Source organism: Brevundimonas sp. FV1ps31S (genome assembly GCF_058681265.1).
Genome location: NZ_CM178735.1, coordinates 697,021 through 709,774, shown reverse-complemented (window position 1 = coordinate 709,774; position 12,754 = coordinate 697,021). Strand labels below are relative to the sequence as shown.

Below are 12,754 nucleotides of genomic sequence, written 5' to 3'. Positions count from 1 at the left end.
GGCTGCTTCGCGCCGCCCTTCGGGTCGCGCAAGACTGATCGCTGCGCTCTCAGGCGCTCAAGCCCTCTCCCAATGGGAGAGGGATCTTTGAACGGCCCCTTGCAAAACGGACACCTGTGTCCATTTAAGCGCTTCACCATGTCGCGCCCCGCCCCCAAAACCCTCCGCAAGGACGTCATCCACAACCGCGCCGCCCTGCTCGAAGCCGCGCGCGCCGTCTTCGCCGACCAGGGGCTGGACGCGCCGCTGGACCTGATCGCGGAAAAGGCCGGCGTCGGGCGCGGCACCCTGTATCGTCATTTCGCCGACCGCACCGAACTGGCCCTGGCCGTGCTCGAGGCCGACGTCGCCGACCTGGGCCGGCGCACCGCCGAACAAGGCGAGGCCCCCGAGGTCTTCTTCTGGTTTCTGGACCGGCTGGCCGAGGACATGATCCGCAACGCCGGTCTGGCGGGACTTGTGCGGAACGTGCGCTCGCCCGATGCGCTTACCCCCCTGCGGCAAAGCTTGATGGAGGCGGGCGCCGCCCCTCTGCAACGCGCCCAAGCGGCCGGTCTGGTGCGAAAGGATCTGCGGCCGATGGACATCCGCCTGATCGCCACCCTGCTGGGCGCCGGTTTCCAGGGCGCCGACGAAGCCGAGCGTCAGGCCGTGTCCCAGCGCACCCGCGTCCTCATCCTCGACGGGCTGCGTCCCCGGCCCGAGGCCTCCTGATGCCCCGTCGCGCCGATCACAACTGGCATCTGCCGTGGGACCAGTACCTGGCCACGCTGAAACCCCACGAGCGCCCCACCCTGCCCGGCTCTCCGGCCACGCCCGACCACACGGCCTTGCTGCGGCTCCAGTACGCCCTGACCGGCGTCCTGGTGGCCCTGGTCGGCAGTCTGGGCAACGCCGCCGTCATCGCCAATCTCACCAATCTTCAGGGTTCGCTGGGGATCACGATCACCGAGGCGGCCTGGCTGCCGGTCGTCTTCGTCATGACCAACGCCTGCATGAACCTGATCCTGTTCAAGTTCCGCCAGCAGTACGGCCTGCGCCTGTTCACCCAGATCTGCCTGACGGCCTTTGTGGTCACCTGCGCCGCCCACCTGGCGGTCGACAACTATGAGTCCACCCTGTTCGTCCGCGCCGTGGCCGGCATGGCGGCGGCGGGGCTCAGCAGCCTGGGCTTTCTCTATATGATCCAGGCCTTCCCGGCCCAGCACCGGCTCAAGGGCCTGGTGATCGGCATCGGCCTGTCCAGCTTCGCCGTCCCCATCGCCCGCCTGATCATGCCCAGCCTGCTGGAGCTGAACGACTGGCGCGCCTTCTACACCTTCGAACTGGGTATGGCGCTTCTGGCCTGGGCGGCGGTCCAGGTGCTGCGCCTGCCGCCGTCCGAGCGTCTGAAACTATTCGAGCCGCTGGACTTCCTCACCTTCGCCCTGTTCGCGCCCGGCGTGGCCCTGCTGGCCGCCGTCCTGGGCCTGGGTCGGATCGTCTGGTGGACCGAGGCCGCCTGGATCGGCTGGGCCTTGTCAGGATCGATCCTGCTGCTGACCGCCGCCCTGACGGTCGAGTACAATCGCAGGAATCCGCTGATCAATGTCCGCTGGCTGACGGGCCCCGACATCCTGCGCCTGTTCGGCGCCATCCTGTTGATCCGCATCACCCTGTCGGAACAGACCTCGGGCGCGGTGGGCTTCCTGACCGTGGTCGGCCTGGGCCCGGACCAGTTGCACGGCCTGTTCCTGGTCATCCTGCTGGCCATGATCGCCGGCACGGCGGTCAGCGCCCTGACCCTGAACATGACCAAGCTGAACAAGCCCATCGCCATCGCCCTGAGCCTCATCGCCCTCGGCGCCTTCATCGACAGCCACGCCACCGTCCTGACCCGCCCGGCCCAGCTGTACGTCAGCCAGGCCATGATCGCCTTCGCCTCGGCCATGTTCGTCGGCCCCGCCCTGCTGATCGGGGTCGGCAAGGTGCTGCAACAGGGCGCGCGCAACATCATCAGCTTCATCGTCATGTTCAGCGTGCTTCAGAACCTGGGCGGCCTGGCCGGTTCAGCTCTGATCGGCACGATCCAAGTGGTGCGCGAAAAGTTCCACTCGAACCAGCTGGCCGCCGACATCACCAGCCTGGATCCCCAGGTGGTTATGCGCCTGCGCCAGCTGTCCGGCGCCTATGCCTCGACTATCACCGACCCTGCCCTGCTGAACGCCGAGGGCGCCGCCCTGTTGGCCCGCCAGGTGACCCAGCAGGCCAATGTCCTGGCCTATAACGACGTCTTCCTGATCATCGCCGCCATCGCCGGCCTGGGCTGCGCCTGGGTCACGGCCGTCCACCTGCGCCCCCGTATCAAGGCGCGACGCCAGGCCCGGCGCGACGCCCGAAACACGCCCCCGCCCGCCGCCGCCCCCGACGCCGCAACTGTCGCCGCCGCCGCCGACTGATTCCCCGAAAGCCCCCGCACCCCGATGACCGACACAACCCTTGCCCCCTCCGCTCCACCCGCCGCCGCACCTGCTGCGCCCGAACCCCGCAAGCGCGTCCTATGGGCCGTGGTGGCGGCCATCGTCGCCGTCTTCGCCGTCGGCCTGGTCCTCTACGCCTGGCGGCTGCCGCCCTTCACCGGCCATGTCCAGCGCACCGACAACGCCTATGTGCGCGGCCAGGTGACGATCATCAGCCCCCAGGTCAGCGGTTATGTGGTCCAGGTCCCGGTCCAGGACTTCCAGACGGTCCAGCAGGGCCAACTGCTGGCCCAGGTCGACGACCGAACCTATCGCCAGCGCCTGGAACAGGCCGAGGCGGCGCTCCATTCGGCCGAGGCGGCCCTGTCCAACTCGACCCAGACCCAGGCCTCGGCGCGCGGCACGGTGGCGCAACAGCGCGCGGCCATCGCCGCCGCCCAGGCGACCCTGACCCGCGCCCAGGCCGACGCCGACCGCGCCCGCACGCTGAAGGCCGGCGGCTGGGTGTCGCAATCCAATGTGGACATCGCCGTCGCGTCCCTGCGCAGCGCCCAGGCCCAGCTCGCCCAGGCCCAGGCCGCCGAGGGCGTGGCCCAGACCGGCGTCACCTCGGCCGTTGTCAATCGCGACAGCCTGGCCGCCGCCGTCGAGAACGCCCAGGCCGCCGTCCGCCTGGCCCAGATCGACCTGGCCAACACCCGCATCATCGCCCCCCGCCCCGGCCGTCTGGGCGAGATCGGCGTGCGCCAGGGCCAGTATGTCACCGCCGGAACCCAGCTGATGGGCCTGGTCCCCGACACGGTCTGGATCACGGCCAATATGAAGGAGACCCAGATGCGCGACATCCGCATTGGTCAGCCGGTCGAAATCACCGTCGACGCCCTAGGCGGCCAGACCCTGCGCGGCCGCGTCGAACGCATCGCCCCCGCCGCCGGCAGCGAGTTCAGCGTCATCCGCCCCGACAACGCCACCGGCAACTTCACCAAAGTCGCCCAGCGCATCCCGGTCCGCATCCGCATCGAGCCGGGTCAGGCAGGCATGGACCGGCTGGCACCCGGCATGTCCGTGGTGGCGAAGGTGGATACGGGGAGCTGACGGAACCCTCCCCCCTTCCCAGCGCTCCCTTCACAGCAAGGGAGATTCCAATGGACCGCAACCAGACCGAAGGCCGAGAGAAAAACGGCGCCGAACCCTTGGGCAAGCCGGACGCCCTTACGCCGGAGGCCGACGTCAAAAAGGTCGGCGAGCAGGAGCGACACAGCGCCGGACCGGACGGACCCAACGCGACCGAAATCGGCGACACCTTCAAGCGCCAGCCCTGAGCTCGCCGTTCCGTCTTCACCCCCGGCGAGGCGAAAGCCGCGCCGCCAGCAGATGCACCTCGTGAGCCCGCATCCGGTCGAAATTGCCCAGCCCCAGGGCCAGGGCGCGCATCACCTCGGTCTGGCGCGTCTGTTCGGGATGTTCCGGCAGGGAGGCCTCGGCCCGCGCCAGCTCCGCATCCAGCTCGGCCATCATATCGGCCAGGATTTCATCGTTCATCTGATCCTCCGTCACGCCGCCGACCGTTCGGCCTTAAAGCACAGAGGGAACAAAAGCGGAACTCGCCATCTCCACACGACTGTGGATGAAGCCTCGACCTTGGTGCGCCGCACAACGGCGCCGCTTCATTGCAGATTCGTATCAAACCGGCCTTCACCGCGACGCAAGGCCCCGCTTTCCTGCAATGGTCGAGGATCGGCTGTTTCGTTTGAGTCGACGAGGCGCGCCAAGGTGAAGGTCAGGGGATGGCAGGCAGTCCGAAACCGGTTCGGGAGGGTGCGCGCATGAGGGACAGGTTCCGTCTGCCCCCGATGCCGATCGCCGGTCATGTCATGTTTCTGGTGATCGGGGTCCTGGTCGTCGCCCAGGGAGCGACCCTGCTCATGACCCTGACCTTTCCGCCCCAGCCGCCGCCTCAGCACAGTCTCGAGGACATCGCCAAGGCGATGCGGGGTCAATCCGTCGCCATCGACGACGCCCGCCCCCTGTTGCGCCAGGTCGTCGACGAGGCGCCGCACGCCGAGGGGCCGGGTTGGCTCAGCGCTGTCGGGCCCCGCGACCGCCTTGCCGATCTGCTGAAGGCCGATCCGTCCGATGTCGTCCTGATGTTCTATGTGCCGCTTCCCGCCGGCGCGCAGCCGATGGCGCCGCGACCGCCCCAGAACCGCCCGGAGAGCGCGTCTTCGCAAGCCGCCGGCCCCCGGATCGTCGCCGCCGCCTTCCTGCCCATCGGCCTCGGCAATCCCGCCCTGATCCGCAACCGCCAGCCAAGCCCTCAGACCGCGCCGTTCCTCGGCCGCTCCGGGTCCGGCCTTCAGCCCGGCGGCTTCAACGCCTCAGCGGGACGCGAAGCCTGGAACCATTCACGCCCCGGCGTGGACCGAACCCTGAGCGGCGCCCGGACCCCGCCGTGGGCCGGCGGCCAAACTCGCCTGAGCCGCCCCATGGCCTCGCGCCTCAGCCTGCCGGCCACCGGCGACGCCGGCCTGCCGCGTCCCATCGGGCAGACGGGCGACGGCGCGGCGCTGCAGCCGGGCGGGGTCGGCATGGGCCGCGCCCTCGCGGCCGCCATGGTGGCCCGCCGCAACACCGCCGCCCCGACCTATGGCGTCATGACGACGGTCAGGGCCTCGACGACCCTGTCGCCCTCATCTTCCTCGCCCCCCGTCGCCCCTGCTCCGGCCCCCGACAGGACGCCGCCAGTCGCCCCTCTTGAGCCCACGACGACCCGGGTCTCGGTCCAGCCCGCCGCCGCATCCGCTGACGCCCCGACAAACACGCCCCAGCCGGCCCTCGCCCCCGGCGCCTCCGCACCTCAGGCCGAGACCGCAGACCTGGTCCAGGCATCCGAGGCTGCGCCCGTGACGCCCATGCGCCGCGGCCTCTTCGCCCCTGCCTCCGCCGGCTATGTCGAGGGCGACTTCATCGCCGCCCAGCGGGTCGGGGATCGCTGGATCGTGGTCAAGCCTCGGCCGGAAGCCTTCCCCACCGCCTGGCAGAGCCGCGTCATGCTGTGGTTCCTGCTCTCCTTTATCCTGGTCGGGCCTCTGGGCTGGCTGTTCGCCAGCCGCCTGACCGCTCCCCTACGCAGCTTCGCCGACGCCGCCGAACGGCTTGGCCGCGATCCGTCCGCCCCCGCCACCGTCGAGGGCGGTTCCGCCGAGATCGCTCGCGCCGCCGCCGCCTTCAACCTGATGCAGGCCCGGTTGAAACGCTATGTGGAGGACCGCACCGCCATGATCGGAGCCATCTCCCACGACCTGCGCACGCCTTTGACCCGGATGCGGTTCCGCCTGGAGGCCGCGCCCGAAAAGCTGAAGCCGGGCTTCGAGAGCGACATGGACCAAATGGAGGCCATGATCAGCTCAGTCCTGACCTTCATGCGCGACCAGGCCGAGGGCGGCGCGCGCGAGCGCCTTGACCTGCGCACCCTGCTGGACGAGGCGGTGAAAAACGCCGTCGCCGGCGGCGCCGACGTCGCCCTGGAGCCCGGCGAACCGGTCGAGGTCCAGGCCGATCCTGTCGCCCTGAACCGGGTGTTCGCCAACCTGCTGGACAACGCCGTCAAATACGGCGGTCGCGCCGTGGTCCGGTTGGACAAGGATGGGGCGGAGGCCATCGCGACCGTCCGCGACTTCGGACCGGGCCTGGCAGACAGCGAGCTGGAACGGGTGTTCAAGCCCTTCTACCGGGCGCCCCACGCGGTCGCCAGCGACGCATCCGGCATGGGCCTGGGATTGGCCAACAGCCGCTCCATCGTTCTCGCCCACGGCGGCGCTATCCGGCTGAGGTCACAGGACGGCCTGACCGCAGAGGTCCGCCTGCCGGCCGCGGCCTGAGACGACCGCTAAGCCGCGTCGGCCTCGACCAGCGGCAAGGACAGTGTGGCGATCAGTCCCCCCTCGGGCGCATTGGCCAGGGTCAGATCGCCGCCGTGGGCGCGCACGGCGTGACGGGCGATGGACAAGCCCAGGCCCGCCCCTCCCGTCATGCGGCTTCGCGACGCCTCCAGTCGGAAGAAGGGGTCGAACACCCGTTCCAGCTGATCCTCGGGAATGCCCGGCCCCTGATCCTGGATCCGCGCCACGGCGCGCCCGGCCTCGGCCCCGACCCTGACCGACACCGCGCCGGCGTGCCCGATCGCATTGTCCATCAGGTTCGAGAGGCCGCGCCTGAGACCCCCCGGATCGCCGCGCACCTCCAGCCCCGGTTCGGCCGCGACGGCGATATCCGCCCCCGTGTCGGCGTAACGCCCGGCCATGTCCTGAACCAGATCGCCGAAGTCCAGCGTCTCGGCATGGCCGACGTCGAACTGGCCTTTGACGAACTGCATCGCCTGGGCGATCAAGACATCCATCTCCTCGATGTCGCGAATGGCCTGGCGTTGCTGTTCAGGCGGCATCATCTCGATGCGGAACCTCAGCCGCGTCAGGGGTGTGCGAAGATCATGCGCGATCGCCGCCACCGTATGGGTGCGACGTTCGATATGCTCCCTCAGCTTGGCCTGCATATCGTTGAATGCGGCGATCGCCAGACGCACCTCATTGGGGCCCGTCGGCGTCAGCGGCGCCGCGTCCGGGTCCGCGCCCAGCCGGTCGGCCGCATAGGCGAACCGCCGGATCGGCCGCGCCAGTCTTTGTGCCATCCACCATATCAGCGGCGACAGCAGCACCAGGCTGAGCAGCATGCTCAGCAACAGTGCGATCTGCCACGGCGCCAGCCACCCTCTGGGCGGCGTGATCGTCGACCATTGGCCGTCGTCCATCCGGACGGTGGCGAGGAAGGGCGGAAAGGCGATCTGGTCCGACACCACGCCGACCCGCACGCCGCCCAACCATTCGTCGGGTCCGAAAGGTCTGCGTAGAGCCCGAGGCTCACGCGGCGGGCGAGCCCAGAGCGGACGCCCCGCGCTGTCCATGCGCACATGGACCTCCGCCACGTCGCGACCGAGTTCAGACGCAAGGCTGCGCGCGAGGGCGTCGGCCAGCGGATCGCGTTCCTGTTCGAACGGCGCCTCAGCTTGAAAGCGTCGTCGCAGCGGCCGCCCATCCTCGGTCTTCGCCGTCTCTCCCCGAAGCGCAGCGGAGGCGGCGGCCAGCGTATAGCCGGCCGGCCGGGGCGCCGGCGCCAGGACGACGATCGCCAGAGTCGTCAACTGGGTGGCGATGACCGCCACCACAGCGATCAGGGCCACCTGTAACAAGACGGTCGGTGGCCGCATGCGGCTCATGACTTCAGTGTTCGTTTTCGACCACGGCGTCGAACAGATAGCCCTCGCCGCGCACGGTGACGATCAGCTCCTTGCTGTCTTCCTCGTTCAGCTTGCGGCGCAGTCGGCTGATCTGGACGTCCATGGCGCGCTCGTTGACGTCACGGCCGATGGCGCGGGCATGGGCCAGCAGTTGTTCGCGACGCACGATGCGGCCGGCGTTCTCGACCAGCATCTCCAGCATGACGAACTCGCTGCGTGACAGGGAGACTTCCTGTCCGCTCGGCGTCGTGATCTCGCGACGCACCCGATCCAGACGCCATCCCAGGAAGGTGACGACCGTGCCGGACATCGGCGATTGCGCCGTCTCCTGCCGACGCAGCACGGCGCGGACGCGCGCCAGAAGTTCGCGGGGATTGCAAGGTTTGCCGATATAGTCGGCGGCGCCCAGCTCCAGTCCGACGATCCGGTCAGTCTCCTCGCTCATGGCGCTCAGCATCAGGATCGGCGCGCCCTTGCCCGACATGCGACGGCAGACGGAGAGGCCGTCCTCGCCCGGCATCATCATATCCAGGACGATAAGATCGACGGGGGTGCTGGCCAGGACCTCATCCATCTCGCTGGCCGAACCGGCCTGATAGGCGATGAAGCCGTGTTGCGACAGGTAGTCGCCCAGAACGTCGCGAATGCCCGCGTCGTCATCTACGACCAATATCCGGGAGGCGCTGCTTTCCAACATCAATGACCCTCGTCTGAACGGCCGTTTGTTTCAGAGTGGAAACAGAACTGCCCATAAACTCGGTTATATGCCGTTACTGAGAGCGATTTTATGTTCTGAACGCTGCCAGATCTCCACTTTCGTGCGCCCGACCAAGCGACCCGGCTGACGTCAACCTATCGCAGATAGTCGGACAGCTTGACCGAGATCAGGATGTTGAGCGTCGAATAGGAGGTCTGAAGCAGGGTCTCGTATTGGGTGGCGAGGATGGCGGCCTCGGCGAGGTCCGTCTCCTTCAAGGTGCTCACCAGGGTCGTCAGAGAATCGCTGCGGGCCGTGGCCTGTTCGGCGATCCGCTCCAGACGCGACGCGTTGGACGACAGAGCCGCCCGAAGTACGCCGATATCGGACGCCGCCGCCTGCACGGCGTCGAGCGCGTCCGCGCTGGACGTGGTCCCGGCCTCCAGCCCCTTTAGAGTGTCGATCAACCCGCTGAGGGCCGGGTCCGCAGCCGTCACCGACAGGGCGATGACCTGACCGTCCGATGTCGTATAGGCGCGCGCCGACGATCCGCCGTTGTAATAGGCGTCCGCATCCGCCGCGTCCCAGGCGTCGAGATCCACAGCCTGGGCGTCCAACGCGTCGCCGGCGAACAGAGCCTGATCGCCGTATGTGCTGTTCAGCAGGCTCTCGAGATCGTCGAGCCAGCCTTCGGCTAGGGACGCCAACGTCGTACTGTCCTCGCCATAGGTGGCCAAGGACGAGAGAATGGTTTCGGTGAGGTCCGAAATCGAACCCAGGGCCGAATAGGCCTGTTCGACCACATTGAGCGCGCTGGTGGCGCTAGCCGACTCGACGTCCGCTGCGGCGATATCGGCCTCGTGGCGCGTGATTGCGCTGGTCGCGGTTCCGTAGCCGCCGAAGGTGTCGCTCTTCAGCCCGGACGCCGTCTGGCCCTGGACATCGGCCAGCCGGGCCTGGCTCGCCAGACTGCGGTCCAGAACATACAGGGTCTGGCTGAAGGTGGAGACCCGCCCGATCACGACGCCACCATACTGAGCAGGGCGTCGTACATCGCCTGGATGGCCGACATCAGTTGGGCGGAGATTTCGTACTGCTGCTGATACAGGCTGACCAGGGCGGTCTGTTCGTCCAGATTTACGCCCGTGGCGTTGCTCAGACTGTTGGCGTAGCCGTCCCGCAGGGCCGTGGCGCTGGCGGCCGTGCTGGCCGCCGTCGATATGGTCGTCGCCGCCCCGGACAGCACGTCCGTCGCATAGTCGGCCAGGCTGCGGGTGCGCGCCGAGAGATTTCCGGATTCAGCGAAAGACCGTTCATCCGTCATTGCGGCCAGCAAGGCCGAGGCCCCGCCCGTCCCACCCGAGGCCACGGCGGTCTGCCCCACCGCCGCCGAAGTATCCAGACTGGACGTCGCCAGAAGGCTGGGGTTCACCGTCAGGGCGGCCGTGACCCGAATGGTCGAGGCGTCGACGCCGGAAAACACATCGTTGAACCCCATCCAGTCGGACAGGGTCTCTCCGCCCGAGGTCAGGGCGACGGACGAATCCAGCACGACGCCGCCCGAACTGCTCGAGATCGTCAGCTTGCCATCGACGATGCCGGCCGTGATTCCGCTGACGCCGTTCAACGCATCGACCAGCTCCCCCACTGTAGTGACGGAGGACAGATCGATCTCGTCGATAGCGGTGGCGACGCCGGCCGTAGTCGACTGCACCACACCTAGAGTCCCAGTCAGCGAAAGCGGCGTGGCGGCCGTGACGGCGGTGGTGGAGGTCAGGCTGCCGGGCGACGCCGCTGCGCCGGTGGAGGCGGCCGTATTGAGGGCCGAGATCAGGGTCGTCGCCAGACTGTCCAAGGCGTCCTGTTCGGCGGGTAGAACCTCGTCACGCAGGGCGATCAGGGCACCGAGTTCGCCGCCGGTCAAACTGGAGGTCACGTCGCGTCCGTTGACGCTGACGCCGGAGAGACTGGCCGGATAGACCGAGTCGGCCGACACCGTGCCGGAAGGCGTGAAGGACAGGGTGCTGACGGTGGTTCCGACCAGCATCTGACCGTCGGCATAGATGTTCAGCCGCCCAGAAGCGTCCGTATAGCTGGTGACGCTGACCAGGCCTGAAAGCGTCTGCAGGGCCGTATCCCGTGAGTCCGCCAAGCTGGTCTGATCGCCCTGCCCCGCCACGATCTGGTCGTTCAGCGTGTCGATCTCTTGCAGGAGGGCGTTTACTTCATCGACGGTCGTGGCGATGGCGGCGTCGGCGTCGGATCGCAGATCCTGGATTCCGGAAGACATTGTGCGCAGCCCATCGGCGAGTTCCGCTGCGGCGCTGACGACGGCGGCGGCGTCGGTATCGCCCGTGCCCGCCGCCAGGCTGGTGAGACTGGTCGATAGCGCCGAGGTCAGGCTGGCGACGTCGCCGTCGCTGGAGGTGTCGCCCAAGAGCGTATCGTAGCGCGTCAGATAGCTGTCGATCGTCTCGGCGTAACCGGCCGAGGCGCTGCTGGTGATCAGCGACTTCTGCAGATAGGTGTCGGTGACGCGCGACAGTTCGCCGGTGCTGAGCGCCAGGGTCGCAGTCTGGGACGTCGCCGAATAGGTCTTGGTCGTGTAGCCGTCGGTGCTGGCGTTCGCGACATTGGTCGTGCTCAGGGCGACCTGATACTGGGACGTCGTCAGCGCGGCGGAGGCGTTGGCGAGGGCCCCGGACAGGCTCATGGCCGCCTCCGCGCGCCCAGCCGTCCTCCGGCCGCATAGGCGCCCGCCGCCCCTGTCCCGCGATTGAGACGGATGATCTCGGCGGAGGTTTCGCTCATTACGGCGCGCAGGGTGTCCGCCCGTCGCTTCAGCGCGGTTTCAAGAAGCCGAACGTCGCTGATCAGCAAGGCCTTGTCCGACCAGGGCAGGGTCGCCAGACGTTCGGCCAGATCGCGCGCGATGGCGGCGGCCTGTTCGTAGCTTTCGACGATGGGGCGATCGAAGCCAGTGCGCCGTGAGCGGCCGGCCCGGTCGACGATACGGCCGATCTCGTCCATCAACGCACCACGGAGATCAGGGTGTCGAACATGTCCTTGACGCTGCCGACCACCTGGGACGCGGCGGAATAGGCCTGCTGGGCCACGATCATCTTGTTGAACTCGGTCGCGGTGTCCGTGGTCGAGCCTTCCAGGGCGCTGGCCACGATACTGCCGGAGGCGCCGACGCCCGAAAGGTTGATCGTCGCCGACCCGCTGAGGTTCGTGGACTTGAAGGTCGTGCCGGAAACCTGGGTCAGGCCTTCCGAGTTGGCGAAGGTCGCGACCGGAACCTGATAAATGACCTTCGTCAGGCCGTTGCTGAAGGTCGCCTCGACCTGTCCCCCGTCATTGATGGCGACGCTGGTCAAGGATCCGGCGACGATGCCGTCGTTGGATATGCTGTTGACGGTGAGGCTGGGGTCGTTGCCGCCGGAGTCGGACTGGGTGACGCCTGACGACGAGCCGATTTCGCCGAGGTCCATTTCCACCGTGGCGTCTGCGGCGCCATTGGTGAAACTGAAGGTCACCTCCGCCGGATCTGGGCTGATGGTGGCGGGAAGCCCGCTGCTGTCGAAGGTGATCGTGATCGTGGTCGCGCTGGCTGTACCCGTGGCCTCACCCGTCGAGGCTGAATAGGGGTCGCCTGTCGTCAAGGTCCAGGTGTTGGTGTCAGTCTTGGTCCAGGTCTGATCGACGATATTGGTGGCGCCCAGACTGTCGACGACGGAGGCGGTGGAGGTGAAGGTGTCGCCCACCTCCGCCTCGGCCGGAAGAATGGCGGAGACGCTCACGGTAGAGGTGGCCTCAGCCGGGCTGGTCAGGTTCGAGAGGTTGATCGTCTCCAGACCCGAAACTCCGCCGCCGACGACATTACCGTCCTCGTCGGTCGGATAGCCCTGCAGATAATAGCCCTCGGAGTTGACCAGATAGCCGGAGGCGTCGGTCGAGAAGCTTCCGTTGCGCGTATAGGCCAGGTCGGACGTCGCGCCGGAGGTGTTGTCGGCGACGATGAAATAACCCGAGCCGTTGATCGCGAGGTTGGTCTCGGTCGCGCTGGTCGAAATCGTGCCTTGAACCGACATGGCGCGGCTCATCGAAGTGGTCACCCCGCCGGCGGCGGCGCTGGACTTCATGCTGGCGCTGACCAGGGCCTCGAACGAGGTCTCCTTGGTCTTGTAGCCAGTGGTGGAGGAGTTGGCGATGTTCTCGGAGATCGCCGACAGAGCCGCGCTCTGCGCGGTCAGGCCTGAAACGGCCGAAGAAAGAGAGGCGGAAAGGCTCATGGAATGTTCC

The 12,754-nt window shown here is 67.8% G+C and carries 12 protein-coding genes; 5 read left to right on the top strand and 7 right to left on the bottom strand.

The annotated features are described in order from the left end of the window. Positions 1–138: 138 nt before the first annotated feature. The 4 genes from ACVPT3_RS03295 to ACVPT3_RS03280 are packed head-to-tail and all read left to right on the top strand — an operon-like array spanning position 139 to position 3,781. The gene (locus tag ACVPT3_RS03295) at positions 139–714 is read left to right on the top strand and encodes a TetR family transcriptional regulator (RefSeq protein ID WP_492042784.1); all 576 of its coding nucleotides are present in this window, start codon (positions 139–141) and stop codon (positions 712–714) included. Next, positions 714–2,438 carry an MFS transporter gene (locus ACVPT3_RS03290; protein ID WP_492042783.1) on the top strand — a complete coding sequence of 575 codons (1,725 nt, stop codon included), beginning with the start codon at positions 714–716 and terminating at the stop codon, positions 2,436–2,438. The genes ACVPT3_RS03295 and ACVPT3_RS03290 overlap by 1 nt, the downstream gene beginning before the upstream one ends. A 24-nt stretch (positions 2,439–2,462) precedes the next feature. Further along, positions 2,463–3,554, top strand: a complete 1,092-nt coding sequence (locus ACVPT3_RS03285) for an HlyD family secretion protein (RefSeq protein WP_492042782.1) — start codon at positions 2,463–2,465, stop codon at positions 3,552–3,554. A gap of 50 nt (positions 3,555–3,604) precedes the next feature. Next, positions 3,605–3,781, top strand: coding sequence for a hypothetical protein (locus tag ACVPT3_RS03280; protein ID WP_492042781.1), 177 nt, complete (start codon positions 3,605–3,607; stop codon positions 3,779–3,781). Between the two features lie 16 nt (positions 3,782–3,797). Here the strand turns inward: ACVPT3_RS03280 and ACVPT3_RS03275 are convergent, their stop codons facing one another. Beyond that, the gene (locus ACVPT3_RS03275) at positions 3,798–4,001 is read right to left on the bottom strand and encodes a hypothetical protein (protein WP_492042780.1); all 204 of its coding nucleotides are present in this window, start codon (positions 3,999–4,001) and stop codon (positions 3,798–3,800) included. A gap of 284 nt (positions 4,002–4,285) precedes the next feature. Here ACVPT3_RS03275 and ACVPT3_RS03270 point away from each other — a divergent pair, with 284 nt between their 5' ends. Then, complete coding sequence (locus ACVPT3_RS03270) at positions 4,286–6,340, top strand: sensor histidine kinase (RefSeq protein WP_492042779.1); 2,055 nt, start codon at positions 4,286–4,288, stop codon at positions 6,338–6,340. An 8-nt stretch (positions 6,341–6,348) separates the two neighbouring features. Here the strand turns inward: ACVPT3_RS03270 and ACVPT3_RS03265 are convergent, their stop codons facing one another. From ACVPT3_RS03265 to flgE, 6 genes are all read right to left on the bottom strand, one after another. Next, positions 6,349–7,695, bottom strand: coding sequence for an ATP-binding protein (locus tag ACVPT3_RS03265; protein WP_492042778.1), 1,347 nt, complete (start codon positions 7,693–7,695; stop codon positions 6,349–6,351). Between the two features lie 40 nt (positions 7,696–7,735). Beyond that, a complete protein-coding gene (locus ACVPT3_RS03260; RefSeq protein ID WP_492042777.1) occupies positions 7,736–8,449 on the bottom strand; it encodes a response regulator in 714 nt (237 codons plus the stop codon). Between the two features lie 155 nt (positions 8,450–8,604). Beyond that, positions 8,605–9,471, bottom strand: coding sequence for a flagellin (locus ACVPT3_RS03255; RefSeq protein WP_492042776.1), 867 nt, complete (start codon positions 9,469–9,471; stop codon positions 8,605–8,607). Continuing rightward, positions 9,468–11,162, bottom strand: a complete 1,695-nt coding sequence (gene flgK, locus ACVPT3_RS03250) for a flagellar hook-associated protein FlgK (RefSeq protein ID WP_492042775.1) — start codon at positions 11,160–11,162, stop codon at positions 9,468–9,470. The genes ACVPT3_RS03255 and flgK overlap by 4 nt, the downstream gene beginning before the upstream one ends. Then, on the bottom strand, positions 11,159–11,479 hold the full coding sequence (locus ACVPT3_RS03245; protein ID WP_492042774.1) for a hypothetical protein: 321 nt from the start codon (positions 11,477–11,479) through the stop codon (positions 11,159–11,161). Before ACVPT3_RS03245 ends, flgK begins: the two co-directional genes overlap by 4 nt. After that, positions 11,479–12,744: a flagellar hook protein FlgE gene (flgE, locus tag ACVPT3_RS03240; RefSeq protein WP_492042773.1), complete on the bottom strand. Its 1,266-nt coding sequence runs from the start codon at positions 12,742–12,744 to the stop codon at positions 11,479–11,481. Before flgE ends, ACVPT3_RS03245 begins: the two co-directional genes overlap by 1 nt. Positions 12,745–12,754: the final 10 nt, after the last annotated feature.